15 protein-coding genes and 2 pseudogenes are annotated in these 23,705 nt (G+C 70.5%); 5 read left to right on the top strand and 12 right to left on the bottom strand.

What is annotated here, in order from left to right; translation table 11 throughout:
* A complete protein-coding gene (locus tag WMF44_RS07420; RefSeq protein WP_437298423.1) occupies nucleotides 1-1,329 on the top strand; it encodes an AAA family ATPase in 1,329 nt (442 codons plus the stop codon).
* A gap of 779 nt (nucleotides 1,330-2,108) precedes the next feature.
* Here the strand turns inward: WMF44_RS07420 and tnpC are convergent.
* The 7 genes from tnpC to WMF44_RS07385 all read right to left on the bottom strand — a co-directional run bounded on the left by tnpC (nucleotide 2,109) and on the right by WMF44_RS07385 (nucleotide 10,009).
* The gene (tnpC, locus tag WMF44_RS07415; protein WP_437294487.1) at nucleotides 2,109-3,773 is read right to left on the bottom strand and encodes an IS66 family transposase; all 1,665 of its coding nucleotides are present in this window, start codon (nucleotides 3,771-3,773) and stop codon (nucleotides 2,109-2,111) included.
* The gene (gene tnpB, locus WMF44_RS07410) at nucleotides 3,770-4,192 is read right to left on the bottom strand and encodes an IS66 family insertion sequence element accessory protein TnpB (protein WP_437294488.1); all 423 of its coding nucleotides are present in this window, start codon (nucleotides 4,190-4,192) and stop codon (nucleotides 3,770-3,772) included. Before tnpB ends, tnpC begins: the two co-directional genes overlap by 4 nt.
* Nucleotides 4,186-4,515, bottom strand: coding sequence for an IS66 family insertion sequence element accessory protein TnpA (gene tnpA / locus WMF44_RS07405; RefSeq protein WP_437294489.1), 330 nt, complete (start codon nucleotides 4,513-4,515; stop codon nucleotides 4,186-4,188). Before tnpA ends, tnpB begins: the two co-directional genes overlap by 7 nt.
* Nucleotides 4,516-4,942: 427 nt before the next feature.
* A complete protein-coding gene (locus WMF44_RS07400; protein ID WP_437298422.1) occupies nucleotides 4,943-6,013 on the bottom strand; it encodes an FG-GAP repeat domain-containing protein in 1,071 nt (356 codons plus the stop codon).
* 267 nt (nucleotides 6,014-6,280) lie between these two features.
* Nucleotides 6,281-7,435 (bottom strand): hypothetical protein, encoded by a 1,155-nt coding sequence (locus tag WMF44_RS07395; RefSeq protein ID WP_437298421.1) that lies wholly within the window; start codon nucleotides 7,433-7,435, stop codon nucleotides 6,281-6,283.
* A gap of 139 nt (nucleotides 7,436-7,574) precedes the next feature.
* Nucleotides 7,575-8,714: a hypothetical protein gene (locus WMF44_RS07390; protein ID WP_437298420.1), complete on the bottom strand. Its 1,140-nt coding sequence runs from the start codon at nucleotides 8,712-8,714 to the stop codon at nucleotides 7,575-7,577.
* An 80-nt stretch (nucleotides 8,715-8,794) separates the two neighbouring features.
* Nucleotides 8,795-10,009 carry an RNA polymerase sigma factor gene (locus tag WMF44_RS07385; protein WP_437298419.1) on the bottom strand — a complete coding sequence of 405 codons (1,215 nt, stop codon included), beginning with the start codon at nucleotides 10,007-10,009 and terminating at the stop codon, nucleotides 8,795-8,797.
* 925 nt (nucleotides 10,010-10,934) lie between these two features.
* Here WMF44_RS07385 and WMF44_RS07380 point away from each other — a divergent pair.
* Together WMF44_RS07380 and WMF44_RS07375 are read left to right on the top strand one after the other, a co-directional pair.
* Entirely contained in the window at nucleotides 10,935-11,825 is an 891-nt protein-coding gene (locus WMF44_RS07380) for a hypothetical protein (protein ID WP_437298418.1), read from the top strand.
* A gap of 361 nt (nucleotides 11,826-12,186) precedes the next feature.
* Entirely contained in the window at nucleotides 12,187-12,558 is a 372-nt protein-coding gene (locus WMF44_RS07375) for a hypothetical protein (protein WP_437298417.1), read from the top strand.
* Here WMF44_RS07375 and WMF44_RS07370 read toward each other — a convergent pair.
* The 5 genes and pseudogenes from WMF44_RS07370 to kdpA all read right to left on the bottom strand — a co-directional run.
* Complete coding sequence (locus WMF44_RS07370; RefSeq protein ID WP_437298416.1) at nucleotides 12,537-13,241, bottom strand: response regulator; 705 nt, start codon at nucleotides 13,239-13,241, stop codon at nucleotides 12,537-12,539. The genes WMF44_RS07375 and WMF44_RS07370 overlap by 22 nt on opposite strands.
* Nucleotides 13,242-13,257: 16 nt before the next feature.
* A pseudogene (locus WMF44_RS07365) lies at nucleotides 13,258-15,983 on the bottom strand (DUF4118 domain-containing protein).
* A 12-nt stretch (nucleotides 15,984-15,995) separates the two neighbouring features.
* On the bottom strand, nucleotides 15,996-16,577 hold the full coding sequence (gene kdpC, locus WMF44_RS07360) for a potassium-transporting ATPase subunit KdpC (RefSeq protein WP_437298415.1): 582 nt from the start codon (nucleotides 16,575-16,577) through the stop codon (nucleotides 15,996-15,998).
* A gap of 20 nt (nucleotides 16,578-16,597) precedes the next feature.
* Complete coding sequence (gene kdpB / locus WMF44_RS07355; protein ID WP_437298414.1) at nucleotides 16,598-18,796, bottom strand: potassium-transporting ATPase subunit KdpB; 2,199 nt, start codon at nucleotides 18,794-18,796, stop codon at nucleotides 16,598-16,600.
* Nucleotides 18,793-20,169: pseudogene (gene kdpA / locus WMF44_RS07350) on the bottom strand (potassium-transporting ATPase subunit KdpA); the annotation flags it as partial. The gene kdpB and the pseudogene kdpA, both read right to left, overlap by 4 nt.
* Before the next feature lie 686 nt (nucleotides 20,170-20,855).
* On the opposite strand from kdpA, the gene WMF44_RS07345 reads away from it, so the two are divergent.
* Nucleotides 20,856-21,941 (top strand): FG-GAP repeat domain-containing protein, encoded by a 1,086-nt coding sequence (locus tag WMF44_RS07345; protein WP_437298413.1) that lies wholly within the window; start codon nucleotides 20,856-20,858, stop codon nucleotides 21,939-21,941.
* 496 nt (nucleotides 21,942-22,437) lie between these two features.
* Nucleotides 22,438-23,652, top strand: a complete 1,215-nt coding sequence (locus tag WMF44_RS07340; RefSeq protein ID WP_437298412.1) for a hypothetical protein — start codon at nucleotides 22,438-22,440, stop codon at nucleotides 23,650-23,652.
* The last annotated feature ends 53 nt before the right edge of the window (nucleotides 23,653-23,705 follow it).

The following is a 23,705-nucleotide window of genomic DNA, read 5'->3' as shown; positions in this document are numbered from 1 at the left end:
ATGGCAAGACTGAAACGGCTGCGGATCGAGAGGTTCAGGGGCGTGGAGCCGGGGACGGAGCTCGTCTTCAACGACACGTTCAACGTGCTCCTCGGCCAGAATGGAACGGGGAAGACGACGCTGCTGAGGCTCATCGCGATGGCGTTGGCCTCGAACTTCGAAGCGCTGGAGGGAGAGAATTTCGCGCTGGAGTACGAAATCGAATCGGTAGGGCTGAGCCTTGCTGTCTCGGTTCGAAATGATCTTTCAGAAGAATCCATGCCGGAGGCGCGCCCGACTCGGGGCCGACAGCGAGAAGGCTCCGGTGACGGCGCAGGCCAGGGCTGGTCATACGAAGCCCGGGTCCGCTTCCATCAGCACATGCCAGAGTACCGCGTCATAATGACCCCCGTGGGAGCTGAATGCTACGCCGGCAACACCCTCGTTCCCGACATGGCGATTCCCGTATCTGCGCCCTTCCATTCGAGCTTCTTGCTATGGGCACTTGGCGACATCTTCCACGAGGCAGGGGAGCAGCTCGGCCCCGGATGGCGCATCGCCGCGTGGCACGATATCCTTAACAAGGATGGAAACGGCAGATTCGATGAAGCCTTGAACGCGTTCGAGGAAATGACAGGAAAATCTCTCGAGGAAGACACCGGCGACTGCATCGAATTTCCCATTCTCAAAGTTTTGAGGACCAGCGACGGGAATGCGAGCATCAAGCTGTCGACACGTGTCCCTCCTGAGGTGGTTCACCTTATCGAGAGCAGCCCCACATCGCTCGATGCCAAGACCCCTAACCTCCCACACACCGAGCTACCCTTTCTTCGCGATGTGGTAGAGCTGTTCCAGTTCTCCGGAGCCGACCTATCCTTACGTCTCAACTCGAAGAAGGTCACGAACCTTGGCGAGGAGCTGTTCTATGCGGGCTTCGCCTTCACCTTCACCCTGGAAGACGGCTCTGTCATCACCCACGACGCGCTCAGCTACGGGCAGAAGCGGCTGCTGTCGTTCTTCCATTACCTCGCGGTGAGCGAGGATATCGTCATCGCCGACGAGCTGGTGAACGGCCTGCATTACGACTGGATCGAGGCCTGCCTCAAGCGGCTCGTCGCTCGGCAATCCTTCCTGACGAGCCAGAATCCCCTCCTGCTCGACTTCCTCCCCTTCGCCTCCGCCGAGGATGTACGGCGATGCTTCATCCTCTGCCGCCGTGAGCTCCACGAAGGGCGGCATCGCACGGTCTGGGCCAACATGGACGAGGAGAACGCCAACGCCTTCTTCCGTGCGTACCGGACCGAAGCGCTCCAGGTGAGCGAGATCCTGAGGACGAAGGGACTGTGGTGATCCGCGAGCAGGCTTGCCTCTCGATCCTGGTCCTCACGGAGGACAGCGCTGAGGGGAGCTGCGAGACCGTCGCAGCGCTCATGAAGAAGATGGTGCTGCTCGTGGATCCGGCGTGCCGGACCCACCTCATCGCGTTCGAGCCTCAGGGGGAGCATGAGCAGCGCGCGATGCGCGGCAACCTGTGGAAGAGCAGGAGCCCGTTCGACCGGCAGAAGATCATCCTCCTCGGCAGGGCGATCGCCGCGAAGCTCATCGAGGATCCGATCGGGTTCGTCGCCTTCCATGTGGATGGTGATCGCCGATGGGCCGAGCGGGCATCGAGCGAGAACGTCGCGAAATTCGCCGAGTTCGTGAGCACCTACGTGCAACCCGGTGTCCACCATGCACTGCGCCGGCAGCGTGACCGGGACGCGCTCGCGACATCGGACCAGGACATCGCCCGGGCGGCCGAAGCAGCGCTTGCGCGTCTGCTGCGCCTCACTCCCTTCCGCAGCATCGAGGCATGGCTCTACCAGAACACCGCCGAGGCACGCAGGCTCTGCCAGGCCGTATGCGGCCGGCATATTGCGAAGATCGACGGGTGGGCAGCGGACCGCGGGGCGCTCGACGGTAAGCGCCCGGCCATCGCCATGGGCACGGCCCCTTGCGGCGCTCGCTGGGGTCGACGATGCTGGGCGCGGGGCGGCGTCGGCCCACGACTCGGAGCGGGCACAGGCGGTCCTGAAAGAAGGCCCAGCGAGGCGGCATCCGCTTGCGTGGCCGGCCGAAGCTGGCGTTGTTCAGGTCACGTCGGCGTCGCCGGCGCTCGGAGCGGCACGCGACGATCTCGCCCATGCGTCGGGCAGCAACTCGTCCAGCCGGTCGCGCGGCCAGCCCGCCTGCAGCTTGCCGATGACGTCTGTCGCCCAGGCGAGCGGGTTGACTCCGTGCATCCGACACGAGCCGAAGATCGTGTAGCCGATGGCCAGGCGCTGAGCGCCCTTGTCGGAGCCCGCGAATAGATAGTTCTTTCTTCCGAGGGCTACACGTCTTAGCTGCCGCTCGACCTCGCCGTTGTCTATCTCAAAGCGTCCATCCGTGAAGCAGCGCCGCCACGCTGCCTCCTGGTTGATGGCATACTGGGTAGCCATGTAGAGCGATGTGCCTGGCACGAGCCGCAGGTGCAGCTCGTGAATCCACTGATACAGCTCGTCCACAACGAGGAGCGACCGCTCCTGCCGGTGCGCCAGGCGCGCCTCCGTGGACAGCGCCTCATCTTTGCAGGTCGCCTCGATTCGGTAGATGGCCTTGAAGTACGAGAGCGCTACCGCCGCTCGCGCGTCGCCGCCCTTGGCCGCCTTCTCGAACTTGGCGCGGATGTGCATCCCGCAGCCGAGCCGACGCTCCTCGGGCACGATCATCTCGCCGTCGTCGCCTCCGCGGAGCATCGCGCCATAGCCCGCGTATCCATCGCCCTGCAAGTAGCCGGTGAAGCCCTGCAGCAGCGCGGCTGGATGCTTCGCCTTCCAGTCCGGTGCGTACAGGAACGCGACGAGATCCGCGCCGACAAAGGCCCAGATATGGCCTCGCTTCACCCCCGACGGATGATCTCGATCCAGCACCCGCATCCCCGTGTCGTCGGCGCGCAGATAGAACGAGTCCAGCACCCGCTCCCCGAGCCTCTCGGCCACGGGAGCGAGCACATCGAGCGCGAACGCGGACCAGTCTCCCAGCGTCGACGGCGACAGCGACACGCCGAAGCGCGCGTACTGCTGCGTCTGCCGGTACAGCGGCATCGAGTCCTCGAACTTCTCGACAAGGATGCTGGCGAGCAGCCCCGGTCCTGGGCGCCCTCGGTCCATCACCTTCTCGCTGTCCGCCGTCGTTACGCCCTGCTCGGGGCAACGCGGGCAGGCGAGCTTCTCCCGCTTCTCCTCGATGATCTTGAACTGCGCCGGCACGAACTCGAGCACTTCGCTCGTGCGATGGCCAATGCACTTCTTGTCCGCGCCGCACTGCGGGCACGTCCGCTCCGCCTCGGGGACGGGCACCACGCGCGTCTCACGCGGCAGGTGCTCGGGAAGTGGCGCGCGCCCGCCCCGTCCTCGCGGCGGCTTCGGCGGCTCAGGGGGTTGCGGCACCAGCCCCTGCTCCGGCTGCGGCGGAGCGTCCGCGCCGGGCTCCGAGCCCGCCGCCCCCGGCGGCGCTTCCGCCCCGAGCTCGGCGAACATCAGCATCAGCTGCTCGGTCGAGACCTGCTGGCTCTTGCGGCCGTACAGCTCGCGCAGCGCGCTCGCGAGCCTCGCCGAGAGCGCGGTGTTCTTGTCGCGTAGCTGGACCAGCAGCCCGAGCACCAGGTCGATGAGCTCCGGAAGCTGCCCGGCGGCCGCCAGCTGCTCGAGCTTGCGCCGCACATCCGCCAGATCGGCGGGCAGTTGTGCCTGGGACTGAAGAGGACTGGTCACGTGGCGCGGGGGATAGCTATCCCCCGCGCATCCATCAAGCTTTGCTTCGACGGAGCAATTTTTCTCACGCTGGGCCTCCAGCGCTTGCGCCGCACGGCCTCGGACAGGTCGAACCCTTCGAGCATCAGCGACAGCTCGGCCGCATCGACCTCAACGTGGGTGGTCCCCTTGGGCAGGTCGCGGGCGAGATGGAATCGCCCGCGGGCCAATTTCTTCGCCACGATCATGTAGCCAGTGCGGTCCCAGAACAAGACGCGCATCTGGTCACCTCGCCGATTCCTGAACACGAACAGATGCCCACAGATCGGATCGGCTCCGAAGCGCTGAGAGACCAAGGCTGACAGCCCATCAAAGCTCTTGCGCAGGTCCGTGGGCTCGGCTGCGATGTACACGCGCACCGACGGCGGCAGCGTCAGCACGGCGTCTCCTCGGCCGCGAGCGCCAGGACCCGCTCGAGCGTGGCCGGGTCGAAGCCCGGCCGGACCCGCACCACCCGCCCGTTGGGCAGCGCAATCTCGATCGGCTCCGGCGCGACGACCGATGCGTCCGTCACCACGTGGACCGGCAGAAAGCGCGGCGCTTCGGTCAACGACGACGGCGAGGGCTGGTCAGCTCGCAGCTTCCAGCGCCACCAGTACAGCTGCTTCGGCTTGTACCCTTCGCGCCGCGCGAACTTCTCGGCGCTCAGCCCGCTGCGCTCCCATCGCTCCACCCGCTCGGCCCACTCCACCCTCGTCGCCATCGCTTCCTCCTTCGTCGCGATGGGAACTGGTAACCGGCCCCGACGGGCTGATCACGATGGCGTTGGTCGGGCGGTTACGCTCGACGAGCTGGAGGATCCCAAGGCGGAGCTCTGCCTGGGCTCCGAGCACCACCTGGAGCTGGCGCGGCGAGCATTTCCGGCAGACGAGGTGTTCGGGGCGAACAAATCCTATGCCGCGGCCGTGGTGGGGCTCCTGGACTGCGCTGATTTGTGCGCAGCCCTCGCCCGCACACACGCCTGAATCGCGCTCGGCTTTGCCGAGACGATGGACGTGCAAGCCCTACGGTGACCCTTCGTCGCAGCGCCCGCTCGCCTGGCGCTCCAGCCAGGCAGCCCGCGGGGCGGGATCGACGCGGGATCGATCACCCGAGCGCGCCGGCGCGCGCCGCGGGCCGCCCGGGTCGGGTCAGCCGCCGGGGGGGCCCAGGATCACCGGCCCTGGCGAGAGGACGTGGGTGCCGTTCATCAACCACACCGCAATCTGGCTCGTCCCCAGGCGTTGCCACACGACATCCGACATCAGATCGGCGTTGACGTCGCCGGCGGCGACCGCTCTCCAGCCGTCGCCGATCGGCCCGGGGATCACCGGCCCCGCGTCGAGGAGCTCGACGCCATTCATCAGCCAGATCGCGACGAGGCCCCTCTCCTCGTTGGTCCAGAGCACGTCCGACATGCCGTCAGCGTTGAAGTCGGCCGCCCAGAGGATGTCCCATCCCTCGCCGCTCGGCCCGGGGATCACCGGCCCCCGCCCGATGACCTCCGTGTTGCTCATCAGCCACACCGTCATCAGGTTGCGCACCTCGTCGTTCCAGATCACATCCGCGATGCGATCGAAGTTGACGTCGGGCACGGGGCCGATCTCCCAGTCGCCGCCCGGCCCCGGGATGAACGGCCCCGGCGCGAGCAGCTGGACGCCATCCAGCAGCCACACCGTCATCAGGTTCTGCTCTTCGCTGTGAAAGAGCACATCCGAGGCGACGTTGCGGTTGAAGTCGTTCGGCCGGATCACCCAGCCTCCGCCTCGCGGCCCGGGGAGCATCGGGCCCTGCGCGAACGGCCGGCCTCCGTCCGTCAGCCAGATGGTTATCAGGTTCCGCTCATCGTGACGCCAGATCACGTCCGCCAGGCCGTCGAGGTTGAAGTCGTGCCCTATGGCGACCCAGCCTCTGCCGGCCGGCCCGCGAAGGATCGGGCCCGGCGCGAGCAGCTGGACTCCGTCCATGAACCAGATGGCCATGAGGCTGCGCTCGGGGTCGATCCAGAGCACATCCTGCTTTCCGTCGAAATTGTAGTCGATCACCTCGATGACCCGCCACCCGTAGGAGCTGGCCCGCTGTTCTGCGACCCCGAGGGTGGGCGTCGCGGTCGCCGCGGATCCGCCCTCGTCGAGCAGGTCGACGCCGGTCGCGCAGCCGAGCACGGCGTGAATCGCGGCGGCGGCACACAGATACTTGGTCACGACCACAGGACTCGTCACGCTCGCCTCTTTTGCGCCGCGCGCGCGGCACGGCCGCCGATCCTGGGGGGATACGCGACCTCGCCCGTGGGCACGCCGCTCACGCGCCTCGTGGGACGGCAAGCGCCAGTCCATCCGGGACCGGCCCTCGGACACCGAGGCGAGCGCGGCGGTCGCGGCGGTCGCGGCCCTCGCTGGGCTCGGTATCGCAGGCTTCTTCGGGTTCTCGAGCAAGTGGGAAGAACGGTACAGACATCCTCGCTCGGGGCGCCGATGCCCATATGAACGCTATGCCCGGCAGCAGAACGTCGACGGCTCGGCCGGCAGCAGCTCGCCGGTCGGCTCGCCGCCGCTCGGGGCGCAGCCGCCGGGATCCACGGCCACGACCTCCGCCGACTTGCTGCCGAGGGCGACGCCGGGCGGCGTGACCCCGCAGAACGGCGCCATGGAGCTGACGAGGTTCGAGGCGACCTGCTCAGCGCACGCGCCATCGCTGTAGACGGAGGCCATGACGATGCACGACGCGCCCTCCGGCTCCCCGCAGGCGCACTCGGAGCAACCGCGCGTGTCGTCGGCGGCGCCGTAGAAGACGTGCCGGTCGAGGTAGGGCGCCTCGCACGTCACGTCACCCTCGTGAAAGATGCACGTCAGGAAGCCGCCGGGTGGCGGCGGGACTCCGGGCTGGTCCGGCGAAGGCATGCAGGTGCTCCGGTCGCCCAGGCACTCGGTGTAGGCGCCGGGCACGCAGGCGAGCGCCCGGGTCTGCCAGGGATCGAGGAGCGCCGGCGGCGGGGGCTCGTCGACCCTGGGCGTGCAGGCGGCGGCGGCGGTGACCAGCACGACCGGCGCGTCGATCGAGATCGACTGCACACACGGCTGCCCGCCGCAGTCCTGGCCCGCGGGGACCGCGGTCGAGGCTGTGCAGGCGCCGTCCCAGCCGTCGGGCGCGGCGAAGGGGGTCTCGACGCTGCCGGGGTCGCCGGAACACGCCGAAGATGCATGCGCCGACCAGCCCAGCGGGAGCTGGCACGAGGCGGTGGCCGCGTCGGGCGGGTCGCACAGGCAGGCCGCGCAGGCGAGCGGCGCGGGCGCCAGGTCGGCGAACCCCTCGTAGCCGACATTCGGCGCGGCGGCGGGGCAGGCGGGTACCTGGTCCCGCGGGCCGAACCAGAGGAGCGCCGGTCCGAACCAGCCGAGCGGCGCCGGTGGGACGCAGTCGCCGGCGCAGGCGGTCTCGTCGCCACCGCCGGCCCCGCCGCCCCCGCCCCCGCCGCCGCTGCCACCTGCACCGGCCTCGCCGCCGGCCCCTCCGCCACCTTCCTCGGGCCACGGGCAGCCTGGGTGGCCGTATTCCTGAGGCTGACAGGGACCGTGGATGATCGCGTCGCCGGAGCAGCCCACCAAGGAGAACAGTCCCACGAACAAACAGGAGAAGAGGCGCATGCCGGAGAAGCTACCTGACGGGGCTCCACGCCGACAACGGAGATTCATGACGACACAGGCGATTGCATGCCGCATTGCGGCTCCCTTCTAAAAATTGTCATGTTGGATGCGAAAGGCCCCCGGCGTCGTTCGAGCTCGTTCAATACATTGCCGTGATACCGAATCCGAGCGCAGCGCCGACCGGGGGTGACGACCAGGTGAGGGGTGAAGGCGGTTCACTTCCATCTTTCTGGCGTCGAAGAACCGCGTCCGCGACGATCCAGACAGCTTCGGCGTAAGCGTGCGCGGACCACCTGTTTGACAAGGGCCACGCGCCGCCGAACCGCGGGCCGACGCCGAGCATCGGCTGGCCGGGTGAGCTGATGGTCCACGGCGCCCGAGGGACGAACCGGACCACGCCGATGGAGGCGACCGCGCAACCGAACAGGGCTTGGCCGCGATGACAGGCCAGTGCAGCCGCCGTGAATGCCCTGGCGCCAACGGGCACCGCTTCCACCTCCTGCGCCAGGGACACGAGGCCGCGCCCCTCCACCGCGATCGACCAGTCGGTCCGGCGCACACCGAAGGAGAACGTCATCCCGGCCGCGGCCCCCGGCGTGATCCCCAGGCCCAGGGTCGCCCCGAGCCCCGCTTCGAGCCGCAGCCGTTCCGACGGAGCCGGCGCCGCCTCCGGCCGGGAGGACCCCTGGGGCAGCCCGGCCGGCCGAGGTGGCTCCGGCGGGGCACGCTGCGCTTGCGGGGGCGGCGCCGCGGGCGGTGAGGAGGGCTCGGGCGACGCGGACGACTCGGGCGGCGGCGAGGGCGCAAACGGCGGCGAGGGCTCGGGCGGCGGGGATGCCGGCTCCGGCGCGCTCACGACCCGCGCCACGATCGCCAGGGCCACGCCGGAGAGCAGCTCCTCGCAGCCGCTCCGGGTGCCGAACCCGTCAGCCCACCAGGTATCACCCGCGCCGTCGCGCAGCGCCAGCGAGGCGGTGAGCTCCGGCCCCTCCTGCGCGATGCGGACCGTGAGCACCTGCGGCGCGTCGTCCTGGAACGGGTCGGCGCCGAGCCGGCGCGCCACCTCCGCGCGCAGGAACGCGTCGTCAGGGCAGCTTTCGGTGCCCGGGCCCCGCACGACCTCGATCCGCATCGCCGCGCGCGGCGCGGCCGGCGCGGCGCGGGCGTCTCCGGCGCCGAGCAGGACGGCGGCCGCCACCAGGACGGCGGCCGCCACCAGGACGGTGGCCGCCGCCACGGCGGAGCGCGCCGAGCGCCCCGTGCGCGCCGGGCGCCCCACGCCCCGGAGCGGCCCGGTGGCGCAAAAGCCCCGCGCCGGTCGCGCGCCGAGCCCCGGTCTCGGTCTCGCCCTGGACCGGCTCATCGCGCCGGCTCTCTTGCTGACGCGCCCGGCGCCGGATGGGCTGACGCGCCCCGCTCCGGACGGGCGAGGCGCGCCTGGGCCGCCGTGCGAAGCTGCTCTCGCACCGACTTCAGCCGGCCTGCGGGGAACCGCGCCTCGTGCGCGGCGAGCTGCCGGAGCGCCCCGGCGGGATCGCCCGTGGAGAGGCGCTCTTGCGCCGCCGCGAGCAGCCGGCGCTCCTCCGCGAAGGCGTCCTCCCGCGCGCCGGCCGGCGGCGCCGCCCGCGGCGCGGCCGGGCACGGGCGCGCGGGTGCGTCGACCGCCGCCGCCGCCGGCCGCGGCTCCGGGGTTTGCTGCGACGGCTGCGGCGGGGGTGCTGCAAGGCCGGCGCTGGTCGCGGGGAGCTCGTAGGCCAGCGCCGCCTCGAAGCGGCGCGCCCAGGCGGGCCGCGACGGGGCGAGGGCAAGCAGCACGGCCGCGGTCCCGGCGCCGCCCGCCGCGGCGGCGCCGAGGGTGCGGCCGAGCCGGGCGAGCTGCGATCGCGGGCTCGGGCCGGCAGGCGCGTGCGGCACGCCGGCCGGCGGTGCGGCGGCGCTCGCGCCGCCGTCGCGCACGAGGAAGTCGGACGCCAGGGGAAACACGAGCCAGCAGGCGCGCAGCGCCTGTCGCCGCTCCGGGCGCAGCCGCTTGACGGCGGCACGGTAGTCCTCGCGGGCGAGGCGCAGCCGGTTGCTGGCGGTGTTGTAGTTGAGGCCGAGCTCGCGCGCGATGTCGACGAGCGGCACCTCGTAGGCCTCGTGAAGGACCAGGAGGACCCGCCGCTCGGGCGCGATCGTCAAGAGCACGTCCCTCGCGACCTCCAGCCGCTCTTGCTCCGCGATGCGCTCCTCGCTGAGCGGCGCGGGATCGATGGCCTGGTAGCGCGACGCCGGACGCAGGCCGTCCGGCACCTCGCGGCGGCGGTAGGCGCGATCCAGGTGGTGGCTGACCTTGCGCCACGCGATCCCGAACACCCAGCGGGCCTCGGGGCTGCTGTGCTGGCTGCTGTGCTGGCGCCGGACCTCCCGGCGCAGCAGATCGCCGGCGGCCCCGACCTCGCGCTCCGGCGGGGACCAGGCGGGGTCGAACCGATCCAGGCTCTCGTACGCCGCGAGCAGGACCTCTTGCAAGACGTCGTCGATGTCGGGCTCGGCGACCCCCAGGAGCCGAAGCGCGCGGGGGAGAGTTTCCACCGCGGCAGCGTGAACGGAATTCCATGTGGGGTCGCGGGAGGAGCCTTCGGAGGGGAAAAGAAGGGTGCTCATGTTCTGAAATTGCGCGGAGCTTTCCGGGGTTGTTTGTAAAACGCGCCTCCCGGTGCGCGGGGTTGGAGGCACGCCGCCCGCGGTGGGAGGCGCCCCGGTCCGCCGCGGTCGTCCCTGGCTAGCTCCGCTGCCCTCGACGCACCGGCCGCGGTCGTCCCTGGCTAGCTCCGCTGCCCTCGGCGCACCGGCCGCGGTCGTCCCTGCCTGGCTCCGCTGCCCTCGGCGCACCGGACACGGTCTCCCTGGGGCAGCCCCGCTGCCCTCGGCCCACCGGACACGCTCTTCCTGGGGCAGCCCCGCTGCCCTCGGCCCACCGGACACGGTCGTCCCTGGCTAGCTCCGCTGCCCTCGGCCCACCGGACACGGTCTTCCTGGGGCAGCCCCGCTGCCCTCGGCGCGCCGGACACGGTCTCCCTGGGGCAGCCCCGCTGCCCTCCGCGCACCGGACACGGTCTCCCTGGGGCAGCCCCGCTGCCTCCGGCGCACCGGCCGCGGTCGTCCCTGGCTAGCCCCGCTGCCTCCGGCGCACCGGCCGCGGTCGTCCCTGGCTAGCCCCGCTGCCTCCGGCGCACCGGCCGCGGTCGCCGTCGACGCCTTTCGTCGCAGATGGCACGGCCTTCGCTCCAGATAAACGCAGGCGCGAAAGCCATGGCGCAAGATTACGACTCTGGTGGCACCTCGTTCATGAATTCAGCCGGCACCGTTGACACCCCACGATGCGTCGTTACCCCTGCCCGGAACGTCCGGCGCGCGCCGGACGCTCACATCACGTCCAGCGCGGGGGGTCGGGGAGCATGGCAGTCCATGTTCTCTTGGCGCCCGGCGAAGGACCTCGACGAGAGGTGCTCCCCTCATGACCAAGCCTTCGACTCCGATCAAGAAAAAGCCCGCTCCCAGGAAGCCAGCAGCCCCGCCCCAGGCGGCGGCGGCGTTCGACAGGGCTCTCCCCGAGATAACGGCGCTGAGCCCGGATCGGCTCGTCGCCATCAACCTCGATATCCCCCGCGCGGTCTCCCAGGTGCTGGGCGTGCTGCCTGGCCTCCTCGCGCTGCGCCCCGCCATCGCGGAGCAGCTCCAGAAGCACGATCTCGCGCTGCTCGACCGGCTCGAGACCTACGCGCTCGCCGCGTGGCACGCGCACCTCGTGTGCCTGTCCAGCAGAGCCCCCGAGAGCGCGGTGAAGCCGCTCCTCGCGGAGGCGGTCCCGCTCCGCGAGAACCTGCTGAGCGACGCGGAGGCGCTCGCCCGCCGCGGCCTGCTCGACGCGGAGGCGGTCGCGGAGATCCGCGCGGGACAGGGGCACATCGACACAGCCAACGACCTCGTCGCCCTCTCGGCGCTGTTCAGCGGCAGCTGGCCCGAGATCGCGGGCAGGACGGCGGCGACCGAGGAAGAGGTGAAGCGAGCCGGGGAGATCGGGCCGCAGCTGCTCGCCTCCCTCGGCGTGAGAGAACACGGCGCAGGGCCCGGGCCGACCGAGGCCGCGGACAGGCGAGCGCGCGCGTTCGCGCTGCTCGTGCACGCCTACGACCAGACCCGCCGCGCCGTCGCCTACCTGCGGTGGGACGAGGACGATGCCGACACGATCGCGCCGTCGCTCTACAAGGGCCGTGGCCGCGCGGCGTCGTCCAGCGACACCGCTGCTGCGCCGGACGACGCCGCGCCGCCCGGCGCTGCACCGGCGGGCACGCCGGCCCAGGCGGCGCCCAGCGCAGCGCCGGGCGGCGCACCGCCGCTCAACTAGCCGGCGGACTGGCTACCCTGTGAGCGCCTCCACACGGCCAGGACGAGCACCACACGACGTCCGATGGCAATCGCCCGCAGGGTGCCCGCTGGTGACCGGTCGACACGCGCCACGCGCTCCCGCGCAATGCCACCCCTACAGGCCAGGATCGACCACCAGGTTGCATAAATAGACGCTCTTCCCGCAAAAAGAATGAGCGAGTCGCCGATGGCCCACAACCTCGGTCGCCAAGCCGCTGCATAAACGACCTGGGGTGTGAGCCGCACAGACTCCCGGTCCCGCGTGATCGTGATCGTGCGCGTGGTCGTGCGCGTGCGCGAAAGCGGGCAGCTCGCGAGACCTTCCCGTTGGCGCAACGGGCATGTCCAACACCGACCGTCCACTCTTGGACCACGAAAACCTCGACGCCTACCGCGTTGCCATCGAATTCCTTGCGCTCTCCGTGCAGCTGCTTGAGGAGATCCCGAAGGCGGAGCAAGGACGTCGAGCAAGGCAAGCGCCTTATGTCACGCCTCGCCGCCATGCTGACAAGGATGTGCCGATAGCCACGTGTCTCGCGCACGCGCACGCGCACGCGCACGCGCACGATCACGATCACGACCACGCGCACGATCACGATCACGACCACGCGCACGACCACGCGTTTGTGTGGTGTGATCGCCTGCCCCTTTCCCTTGTGGGGAGGGGTACTTATGCAACGCTGGGGGCGACTCAAGGGCTCTTGAGCCGGTAGCCCACGCCTGGCTCCGTGATCAGGATCAGCGGGCGCGCCGGATCGCGCTCCAGCTTGTGCCGGAGCTGCGCCATGTAGACGCGCAGGTAGTGCGCCTGCCCCGCGTAGGCAGGCCCCCACACCTCGCCGAGGAGCTGGCGATGGGTGAGGACCTTGCCCGCGTGCCGTATCAGCGTCGTGAGCAGCTTGTACTCGATGGGGGTCAGGTGGATCTCCTCGCCCGCCCGCAGCACGATCCGGCGCGCGAGATCGACCTCGATGTCCTGGATCGCGAAGCAATGGCCCTCCGCCGTCGCCCCGCGCGCCGCGCTGGCGGCGTGGCGCAGCGCCACGCGCAGCCGCGCCAGGAGCTCGCCGGCGCTGAAGGGCTTGGTCAGGTAATCGTCGGCGCCGCCGTCCAGCGCGTCGATCTTGTCCTGCTCTTGACCGCGGGCCGACAGCACGATGATGGGGACGGCGCTCCACTCCCGGAGCCGCCGGGTCACCTCCAGGCCGTCCATGTCCGGGAGCCCCAGATCGAGGAGCACGAGATCCGGATTGCGCGTCGTCGCCTGGGCGATCCCGTCGCTGCCCGTCTCCGCCTCCACGAGCCGGTAGCCGCGGGCCGCCAGCATCGCGCGCAGGAACCGGCGCATCTGCGGCTCGTCCTCGATCAGCAGCACGAGGGGGGACGCGTCCGACATTCGCCCAGCCACGTTATCAAGCGCCCGCCGCCGCCGGCAGCTCCGGGCTCGCGAGGTTCGGCGGGCGGCCCTCGATGGGCAGCGTCACGCGGAAGGTCGCGCCCCCGTGAGGCCGGTTCTCCGCCGCGATCCGCCCGCCGTGCGCGGTCACGATGCCACGGCAGATCGTGAGGCCGAGGCCGATGCCCCGCTGCGTGTGGCCGCGCCCCCGGTAGAACTTCTCGAAGATGCTCTCCTCCTCGCCGGGCGGTATGCCCGGACCGCGATCCTTGATCTCGAGCGTGGCCACGTTCCCCTCGGTGAACCCCCGGACCCGATCGGGCTGCCGGCGGGCGAGTACTTGAGCGCATTCTCGAGCAGGTTGATGAGCACCTGCTCGATCAGCACACCATCCATCGGGACGAGCGCCGTCGCCCGGTCGAGCTCGATCGAGACGTCCCGACGTTGAAGGTGCTCCTCGACCCGGTTCAGCGCAGCCCCGACGACCTCCTCCAGCGGCAGCCACTCCTTCTTGACCGCGAGCGCCCCGGACTCGAGCCGCGTCATGTCCAGCAGGTTGCGCACGAGGCGCTCGAGCCGCTGCGCCTCCTCCAGCACCGTCTGCGTCAGATCACGGCGAGCGGCCGGGTCGAGCGCCGCCGCGTCGTTGCCATCATCGAGCAGCGCCCCCGCCGCGCCTGTGATGGTGGCGAGCGGCGTCCGCAGATCGTGCGAGACGGAGCTCAGGAGGGCGTTGCGGAGCTCCTCCGCCTGCGCCTTCAGCCGGGCGCGCTGAGCCTGCCTCGCGAGCAGGGCGCGCTCCAGCGCGAGCGCCGTCTGCGTGGCAAAGGCGCCGAGCAGCTCGCGCCGGCTCAGGTCGAGGAACGGCCACGGTCGGCTCGGGCGGACGCTGAGGACGCCGATCGGCCCAGAGGAGCCCTGGAGCGGCAGGTGCATCGCGCTCGGGAGGGTGTCGGTGCCGGCGCCCGCGGCCTTGCCGCGCGCATACGCCCACTCCGCGACCGCCCGCTCCTGCTCACCCGCGACCAGATCCTCGGCCGTGCCCGCCCGGACGGCGAGGCGGCCGTCGGCGCCGGGCAGGAGGACGACGGCGTCGGCCTCGAAGACCTCGCGCACATGGCGCGCGGCAGCCAGGCTGAGCTTGTCGATCCCGCGCAGGACGGCCAGCTCCCGGCTCATCGCGTAGAGCGCCGCGGTGCGCTGCTCGCGCTCGCTGGCGCTCTCGGCCTGGCCGCGGATGCGCGCGGTGAGGCTGGCGATGACGAGGCCCACACCCAGCATGATGGCGAACGTGAGGAGGTAGCGGAGGTCCCCGACCGCGAAGGTCAGGTACGGCCTTACGAAGAAGAAATCGAAGGCCGCGACGCCGAGCACCGACGCGAGCACCGAGGGCCCGGTGCCGAAGCGGCTCGCGACGAAGACGACCCCGAGCAGGTACACCATGATCAGGTTCGCCAGGTCGGAGAACGGGTGCATCAGCCACGAGACCAGCGTGCAGATCACCGCCGCGCACGCGCCCCAGACGTAGGCCAGCGGCCGGAGCCCACGCCGCTCCGGCGGCCCGGGCTCCGGCTTCGCCGCCTCCGCCACCCCCTGGATGACGTGGACGTCAATGTCGCCGCTCTGCCGCACGAGATCGTCGAGCAGCGAGCCGTAGATGAAATCCTTCCAGCGGGGGTGGGTCGGCTTGCCGACGACGATCTTGCTGACGTTGTGCTGCCTGGCGTACCGCAGGACCTCCCCGGCGACCTCCGCGCCGTGGAGCTGGACCGTGGTGGCGCCGAGGCGCTCGGCGAGCGCGAGGTTCCGGTCGACCCGCTCGCGATCGGCCTCGGACAGCCGCGCCTGGGCCGGCGTCTGCACGTAGACCGCGTGCCACTCCGCCTTCAGGCCGCCGGCCATCCGCCGCGTCGCCCGGATGAGCCGCGCCGACATGGGGCTCGGCCCCACGCAGACGACGATCCGCTCGGCGACGGCCCACGTCTTCTGGATCCCGTGGGCGCGCATGTAGCCGCGCATCTGATCGTCGACGCGCTCGGCGGTGCGCCGCAGGGCGAGCTCGCGCAGGGCGATCAGGTTGCCCTTGCGGAAAAAGTTGCTCGCCGCGCGCTCGATCTGCTCCGAGAGGTAGACCTTGCCCTCGCGCAGCCGCTCGAGGAGGTCGTCCGGCGGGAGATCGATGAGCTCGATCTCGTCGGCGCGCTCGATCATCGAGTCGGGCACCGTCTCCCGGACCACGACGCCGGTCACCTGGGCCACCACGTCGTTCAGGCTCTCGATGTGCTGGACGTTGACGGTGGTGTGGACGTCGCTCCCCGCGTCGAGCAGGTCCATGACGTCCTGCCAGCGCTTCGCGTGCCTGAGCCCCGGCGCGTTCGTGTGCGCGAGCTCGTCGACGACGAGGAGCTTCGGCCGGCGCTTCAGCGCGGCCTCGAGGTCGAAATCGCGCAGCGTCCTGCCGCGGTGCTCGACCTCGATCGCCGGCAGGCGCGGCAGCGGCGGGGGCTCGTCGAGGAGCGCCTCCGTCTCGGCGCGGCCGTGCGTCTCGACCCAGCCGACGACGACGTCGACCGCTTCCTCGCGGAGCGATCGCGCCGCCTCCAGCATCGCGTACGTCTTGCCGACGCCGGGCGCGGCGCCGAAGAAGATCTTGAGCTTGCCCTTCTTCCCGCGCTCCTCCTCCTCGCGAGCCGCGGCGAGCAGCGCCTCGGGATCCGGCCGATCGTCGCTTGCGTCCACCACCTCGCGCTCTCCTCAGCGGGCGCCGTCGAGGGCGAGGTTCAGGAGGAGCACGTTCACGTGGGGCTCGCCGAGGAGGCCGAGCAGGCGCCCCTCGGTGTGCCGCGCGACGAGCCGGCGCACCTCGGCCTCGGAGAGGCCGCGCGCTCGCGCCACGCGCCGCACCTGGTACTCCGCCGCCGCGGGGCTGATGTGGGGATCGAGGCCGCTGCCGGAGGCCGTCACGAGGTCGACCGGCACCGGCGCGGCGCCCTCGGGATCCGCGGCGCGGAGCGCGTCGACCCGGGCCTTGACCGCCTCGACCAGGGCGGGGTTCGTGGGCCCGAGGTTGCTCCCGGCAGAGGCCTGCCCCGCGTAGGGGACAGGGCTCGTCGCCGAGGGGCGGCCCCAGAAGTAGCGCGGATCGTGCGAGCGGTGGAACGGCTGGCCGAGCAGGGTCGATCCGACCACGCGGCCGCCCCGGAGCACGAGGCTGCCGTTCGCCTGGTGGGGGAACGCGGCCTGCGCGATGGCGGTCGAGAGCAGCGGGTACGCGAACCCCGTGAGGCCGGTGAGGACGAGGAGGAGGACGAGGGCGGGTCGCAGGTGCGCGAGCATGGTGTTCTTTCCTTGGGACCTCAGGCGAAGCCGAGGGCGGAGAGGAGGAGATCGATCCCTTTGATCCCCACGAACGGCACGATGAGCCCGCCGAGGCCGTAGACGAGCAGGTTCCTGCGAAGCATCCGCTCCGCGCCGACGGACCGGTAGCGGATGCCCCGGAGCGCGAGCGGGATGAGCGCGACGATGACGAGCGCGTTGAAGATCACCGCGGAGAGCACGGCGCTCCGCGGCGTGGCGAGCCCCATCACGTTGAGCCGCCCGAGCGCAGGGTACGTCGAGACGAAGGCGGCCGGGATGATGGCGAAGTACTTCGCGACGTCGTTCGCCAGGCTGAAGGTCGTCAGCGCGCCCCGCGTCATCAGGAGCTGCTTGCCGATCTCGACGATCTCGATGAGCTTGGTGGGGTTCGAGTCGAGGTCCACCATGTTCCCGGCCTCCTTTGCGGCCTGGGTGCCCGTGTTCATGGCGACCGCGACGTCCGCCTGCGCCAGCGCGGGGGCGTCGTTCGTCCCGTCGCCGGTCATGGCGACGAGCCGCCCGCCCGCCTGGTAGTCGCGGATCATCTTCAGCCTCGCCTCGGGCGTGGCCTGCGCGAGGAAGTCGTCGACGCCGGCCTCGGCAGCGATGGCCGCGGCGGTGAGCGGGTTGTCGCCCGTGATCATCACCGTCTTGATCCCCATGCGCCGGAGATCGCCGAAGCGCTCGTGGATGCCGCCCTTCACGATGTCCTTGAGGTGGATGACGCCCAGCACCTCGCCGCCCTCGGCGACCACGAGCGGCGTGCCACCCTTCCGGGCGATGGCCTCCGTCACCGCGCGCACCGCGGCCGGGACCGCTCCGCCCTTCTCCTTGACGTAAGCCTCGATCGCGTCGAAGGCGCCCTTCCGGATCTCGCGCGCGCCGCTGTCGACGCCGCTCATCCGGGTCTGCGCGGTGAAGGGGACGAAGCGGGCGCCGAGGGTCGAGAGATCGCGCTCGCGCAGGCCGTACCTCTCCTTCGCGAGCACGACGACGCTGCGCCCTTCGGGGGTCTCGTCGGCGAGCGACGCGAGCTGCGCGGCGTCGGCGAGCGCCCTGGCCTCGACCCCGTCCGTCGGGATGAGCTCCGTCGCCTGCCGGTTGCCGAGCGTGATCGTGCCGGTCTTGTCGAGCAGCAGCACGTCCACGTCGCCGGCGGCCTCGACGGCGCGGCCCGACATGGCGATGACGTTCGCCTGGATCATGCGGTCCATGCCGGCGATGCCGATCGCCGAGAGGAGCCCGCCGATCGTCGTCGGGATCAGGCACACGAGCAGCGCCGTGAGCACGGTGATGCTGATCGGGGTCCCCTGCCCTGCCGCCCGGACGCCGAAGACGGAGTACGGCAGCAGCGTCACGGTCGCGAGGAGGAAGACGATGGTGAGCGCGGCGAGCAGGATGTCGAGCGCGATCTCGTTCGGCGTCTTCTTCCGCTTCGCGCCCTCCACCATCGAGATCATCCGGTCGAGGAACGCCTCGCCGGGGTTGGCGGAGATGCGGATGATGAGCCAGTCGGACAGGACGCGCGTCCCGCCCGTGACGGCGCTCCGGTCGCCGCCGCTCTCCCGCACCACCGGGGCGCTCTCGCCCGTGACGGCGCTCTCGTCGACCGACGCGACGCCGACGACGATATCGCCGTCACCGGGGATGATCGCGCCCGCCTCGACGAGCACGAGGTCTCCCTTCCGGAGGCTGGACGCGGGCACGGCGACCCGCTCCGCGTCGCGCTCCGGGCGCGCGAGCTTCACGGCCTCGACGTCGCGCCGCGCCTTGCGGAGCGTGTCGGCCTGCGCCTTGCCGCGCCCCTCGGCCACGGCCTCCGCGAAGTTCGCGAAGAGCACGGTGAACCAGAGCCACAGGGAGATGGCGAGGATGAACCCGGCCGGCTCCTCGCCCTCGCGCTCGCTCAAGAGCGCGTGCACGAACAGGGCCGTGGTGAGCGCGCTCCCGGCGAGGACCACGAACATCACCGGATTGCGCACCTGGTGGCGCGGGTCGAGCTTGCGGAACGCCGCGACGATCGCCGGCTTGACGATCGCCGGGTCGAAGAGCGGCCTCGCCGCGGTCTTCTTCCCCTCCACGTCGCGGGATGGGTGGCGCGGCCTCGGCGGCGGCGACAGCTCGGGGGGCGGGGGCGCGGGGGCGCCGGGCTTGGCCCTGGCGATCGCCTGGCCAGCGGCGTGGAGGTTCATGGTCATCGCGTCATCTCCAGGTGCTCGACGACCGGGCCCAGCGCGAGCGCTGGGACGAACGTGAGCGCTCCGACGAGCAGCACGGTGCCCGTCAGGAGCCCGACGAACAGCGGCGTGTGCGTGGGCAGCGTGCCCGGGCCGGCCGGCACGAGCTTCTTCCTCGCGAGCGAGCCCGCGAGCGCGAGCACGGGGACGATCACGGCGTAGCGGCCGACGAGCATCGCGACGCCGATGGCGGTGTTGTAAAAGGGGCTGTTCGCGCCGAGGCCGCCGAAGGCGCTGCCGTTGTTGTTCGCGCCGGACGAGAACGCATAGAGCACCTCGCTGAACCCGTGCGGCCCCGGGTTGAAGACGCCCATCTGCCCTCCCTCGGTCATCACGGCGATCGCGGTGCCGACGAGGACCGTGATCGCCGGAAAGAGCACGACCAGGGACGCCATCTTCATCTCGAACGCCTCGATCTTCTTGCCCAGGTACTCCGGCGTGCGCCCCACCATCAGGCCGGCCACGAAGACGGCGATGACGACGAACATCAGCATGCCGTAGAGGCCGGAGCCGACGCCGCCGAAGACGACCTCGCCGAGCTGCATCAGCCAGAGGGGCACGAGCCCGCCGAGGGGCGTGAAGGAGTCGTGCATCGCGTTGACGGAGCCGTTCGAGGCCGCCGTGGTGGCGGTCGCCCAGAGGGCGGAGCTGGTGATGCCGAAGCGCGCCTCCTTCCCTTCCATGTTGCCGCCGGCCTGGAGCGCGCTCGCCGCCTGATCGACGCCCAGGGCGGAGAGCGCAGGGTTGCCCGCCTGCTCCGAGGCGACGCATACGACGAGGAGGACAGCGAACATGGCCGTCATCACGGCGAGGACGGCCCAGCCCTGGCGCCTGTCGCCGACCACCCGGCCGAACGTGTGGCACAGCGCGGCGGGGATGAGCAGGATCGCGAGCATCTCGAGGAAGTTCGAGACGGCCGTGGGGTTCTCGAACGGGTGCGCCGAGTTCACGTTGAAGACCCCGCCGCCGTTGGTCCCGAGCTGCTTGATCGCGATCTGCGACGCTGCAGGCCCCATCGGGATCACCTGATGAACGACCGCGCTGCCGCCCTGGTCCTTGACGGCCTGGAGCAGCGACGCGCTCTGGTACCCGCCGAAGCCCTGCACGACCCCCTGGGACACGAGGAGGACGGCGAGCAGGAGCGAGAGCGGCAGGAGGATGTAAAGGGTGCTCCGGACGAGATCGACCCAGAAGCTCCCGACGGTATCCGCCGTCTTCCGCGTGATCCCGCGGATCAGCGCGACGAGCACGGCCATTCCGGTCGCGGCGGACACGAAGTTCTGCACGGTGAGCCCGGCCATCTGCGTCAGGTAGCTGAGCGTCGACTCGCCGCCGCCGCGGCGCCCGCGCCGACCGAGCGGGACAGAACGTAGTCCCGCGCGGGTCAAGGGACCGTCAAACTGAGGGGGCCCCTCGTCAAGAAAGTATCAAGACGGCGGGATCGCGCCGCAGGGTGCTCGGCGAGCTCATGGCGGTGCTCCGTCGGTCGCTGTCTCCGTCGACCATGGCGACAAGGTAGAGCTCTCGCCCCGTCAAGATCTCCTCATGCGCGCCCTGCCGGCGTAAAAAACGCGTTGATGAGGTTCTCGGCCGTCGCCAGGGCACAGGCGTCACGCCCGCCCTGGCGCCCGGCGCGAGGCCCACGCGCTCCCTCCGCTCCTGTCTTGACGATCTCTTGACGGTGCCCGACCGCCTCTTGACGGCTTCTTGACGCTGGCGGGCCTAGCTTTGCGCGCGTCATGCAGAACAGGCCACCACTCTTCGGCATCCCCACGTACCGCGATGGCGCTTGCGTGGCGCAATGAGGCTCGGGTGGCGTCGTCGAGCGTGTTACACCATATTTGATAATGTCGTCGTAGCCCACCGCCCGGCACGAGCGGTCGCAGGTGAGAGATGCTTGCGTGGCCACCGCGGCGCACAGCGTGCGGCTGGAGCAACGACACAATCTTCGCGCATCGGCCATTCTGGCAAGTATCGACAGCCTAGAGCCCGTGCACGAACGCAAAAAGAAGGCAGGGGCATGCGACTCGTCACGTTGGCCAATCTCACGAGCACAATTCCTGCAATATGTGCCATGTTTGCCTGCGCGGATGGCGCCGAGCGCGAAGCCAATGGCCTGCGTTCCGAAGGCCAGAGTCCATCGCCCGGCGTGGCGGCGCAGCGGTTGGACGGCAACAGGTGGAAGGCCATCTACCCGGCCGATTTCAACCGCGACGGTATGGCGGACGCGCTCTGGAACAATGCCGGACAGAACCTGATGGCCGTGTGGCTGATGAACGACAGCCAGCTCCTGGCGCCGGGTCCGAACATCCCCGGACCGATCGGCGACGGGTGGGAGGCGATTTCGGCTGGTGATTTCGACTACGACGGCATGGCGGACGTGTTCTGGTACAACAGCCCACAGAACCTGTTGGCTATATGGCTGATGAAAGGCAGCCAGCTCCTTGCACCGGGGCCGATCATCCCCGGACCGCTCGGCGACAGGTGGGTGGCCGTGACGAGCGCTGCCGACTTCAACTTTGACGGGATGAATGACGTGGTTTTGAACAATCCCCGACAGAATCTGGCGACCGTGTGGCTGATGAATGGCACCCAGCTGCTCGCGCCGGGTCCGAACATCCCCGGACCGATCGGAGACGGGTGGATCGCCTCGACAACGGCCGACTTCAACTCCGACGGTATGGCGGACATACTCTGGAACAATGCCGCACAGAACCTGATGGCTGTGTGGCTGATGAACGGCACCGAGCCGCTCGCGCTGGGTCCGAACATCCCCGGACCGATCGGAGACGGATGGGTCACCATCACGGCGCTCGACTTCAACTTCGACGGCATGGCGGACGTGCTGTGGCATAACGCCGCACAGAACCTGATGGCCGTGTGGCTGATGAACGACAGCCAGCTCCTTGCGCCGGGTCGGAACATCCCAGGACCGATCGGCGATGGGTGGGTGCCCGCGTCGGGCGTGGCCGATTTCAACTTCGATGGCATGGCGGACGTGCTATGGGGCAACGCCGAACAGGACCTGATGGCCGTGTGGCAGATGAACGGCAGCCAGCTCCTCGCGCCGGGTCGGAACATCCCCGGACCGCTCGAAGGCGACTAGCGCTGCTGCGGGAAGTCGGGCCAGGAAGCGACCGCCATGACGCCAAGGGCGCCAAGGAACCAGGGGAATAGGAGGGAAATGCAGGAACAGCCCTTCCCCTCGCCTCTTGGCGCCATGGCGTTTTTTCTGCTGATCCGGGGCAACTTCCCACAGTAGCGCTAGGTGCTCTGCGAGGTCACACAAGCAACCGATCATGTTCCGGTAGGGTTCTCAGGGTCAGGCAGTCCGGGCGGTGAACGCATCCACCGTGCTTTGCGCCGGACCTGGGCGCGGCGCCACCTGCGCGCCCACACGGCCAATCCCCGCTTCTTGCATCCATGGTCGTCGGAGATGCATGCGATGCACAACGAGCCGGTCGCGCCCCTGGATCCAGGGTGCTCGCCGCGTTTGCGCGATGGTTCCGGGAGGCCGAGGGAGCGCATCGGCTCCCCGGCGCTCTCCACGCCTGAACGGCTCCGTCTCTTCGCTGCTCTGATCGCAACCCAGGGGAGTGAACATGTTCGTTCCTGACGTGAAGCGCGTGCTCGCCACGGCGATGCTGCTCGTTCCATCCATCACTTGCGTGAGCCCGCGCGAGGCGTCCGAGGTGCCCGAGCGCGCGGACAGCCGCGCGCGAGCCGGGGTCGGCGAGGCCCGGCAGGCCCTGTGTTTTGGTCAGACGATCACGAACGTCCTCCTTCTACCGGAGACGTTCCACTGGGAGGATGCCGCCCACCTGCTCCGCGTGGCGGAGGGGTTCGGCCCGCGGACCCTCAGCGTCTCCGTGTCGGCGAGCGTCTCGCCGGCGGTGCGCGTGCTGAGCACCACCGCGCCCAGGGTGCCCCCGCCCCGGCCTGTGGAGCGCGCGCGGGACAGTCGCGCACCCAACGACCTCTGGCCCTTGCCGGCGCTGTCGGAGGACGCGCCGTTCGGGTTCTTCCAGCCCATCCCGGGCCTGCCGGGCGGCCTGCCGGGCGGCGACGACACCTGGGGCCTTCAGCCATCGACGGGAATGCCGGGCAGCGGCGGCGGCTGGAGCTATCAGCCCGCGCCGGGCATGCCGGGCGGCGGCACCTGGGGTCCTCAGCCTTCCTCGGCCACGTGGGGCGGCGACACGTCCCCGGGCGCCCAGCCCACACCGGGCCCGCTGGACGATTGCGTGCCGTCGGACGACCAGATCACCAGGGCGGTCGGCTTCGACGTGAGCGCGACCGTCGCGCTCGACGCGACCTCGGTCCTGTTCGTGCCCACGGCCGCGCTCGCGCGGGTCTCGGCCTATCCGGTGTACCAGCAATACACCTGGGATATCGTCAGCACCGCCGGCTGGAACCGGGAGACTCATGCAGCAGAGACCGTCGTCGTGGGATCTGGCATCGCCTACAGGCCGATCGGGGTCTATTTCGATACCGACCTCATCTATGATCTGGCCGCGATCGGCGGCGGTCTGATCGACCCGGGCCCGTACGTGGACCCCGGCGGCACCGGCGGCGCGGGCAACGGCTCGACCCCCGGTGAAGACGAGGCCAGCGGCGTCGGGACCACCGGCGTCGCGGCCACCGCCGCGGCCACCGGCACGGGCACGGGAGCCGGCGCTGGCGGCCCCGGCGATGCGGGAGCCGGCACCGGTGGCCGCGACGGCGCGGGCGGCGCTGGCGCCAACGACGGCGCGGGCGGCGCTGGCGCCAACGGCGGCGCGGGCGGCGCGGGTGGTCCTTGGATCATCGATCCGTAGACCGCCGGCAGCGCCGGCGCTTCAGGTGGGGCGGCCGGCACCGGCGGCGGGGG

The sequence above is a fragment of the Sorangium sp. So ce426 genome (assembly GCF_051475585.1).
Classification (GTDB): domain Bacteria; phylum Myxococcota_A; class Polyangia; order Polyangiales; family Polyangiaceae; genus Sorangium; species Sorangium cellulosum_B.
The sequence above is the reverse complement of the archived record's forward strand: the minus strand, read 5'-3'. Positions and strand labels throughout refer to the sequence as shown.

What these genes read in the sequence shown, in the direction of transcription:
- WMF44_RS07420 (WP_437298423.1), top strand. Translation starts at nt 1, where the DNA reads ATGGCAAGACTGAAACGGCTGCGGATCGAGAGGTTCAGGGGCGTGGAG.
- tnpA (WP_437294489.1), bottom strand. Translation starts at nt 4,515, where the DNA reads ATGGCGACGAGGGTGGAGTGGGCCGAGCGGGTGGAGCGATGGGAGCGC.
- WMF44_RS07395 (WP_437298421.1), bottom strand. Translation starts at nt 7,435, where the DNA reads ATGCGCCTCTTCTCCTGTTTGTTCGTGGGACTGTTCTCCTTGGTGGGC.
- WMF44_RS07380 (WP_437298418.1), top strand. Translation starts at nt 10,935, where the DNA reads ATGACCAAGCCTTCGACTCCGATCAAGAAAAAGCCCGCTCCCAGGAAG.
- WMF44_RS07375 (WP_437298417.1), top strand. Translation starts at nt 12,187, where the DNA reads ATGTCCAACACCGACCGTCCACTCTTGGACCACGAAAACCTCGACGCC.
- WMF44_RS07370 (WP_437298416.1), bottom strand. Translation starts at nt 13,241, where the DNA reads ATGTCGGACGCGTCCCCCCTCGTGCTGCTGATCGAGGACGAGCCGCAG.
- kdpC (WP_437298415.1), bottom strand. Translation starts at nt 16,577, where the DNA reads ATGCTCGCGCACCTGCGACCCGCCCTCGTCCTCCTCCTCGTCCTCACC.
- kdpB (WP_437298414.1), bottom strand. Translation starts at nt 18,796, where the DNA reads ATGACCATGAACCTCCACGCCGCTGGCCAGGCGATCGCCAGGGCCAAG.
- WMF44_RS07345 (WP_437298413.1), top strand. Translation starts at nt 20,856, where the DNA reads ATGCGACTCGTCACGTTGGCCAATCTCACGAGCACAATTCCTGCAATA.
- WMF44_RS07340 (WP_437298412.1), top strand. Translation starts at nt 22,438, where the DNA reads ATGTTCGTTCCTGACGTGAAGCGCGTGCTCGCCACGGCGATGCTGCTC.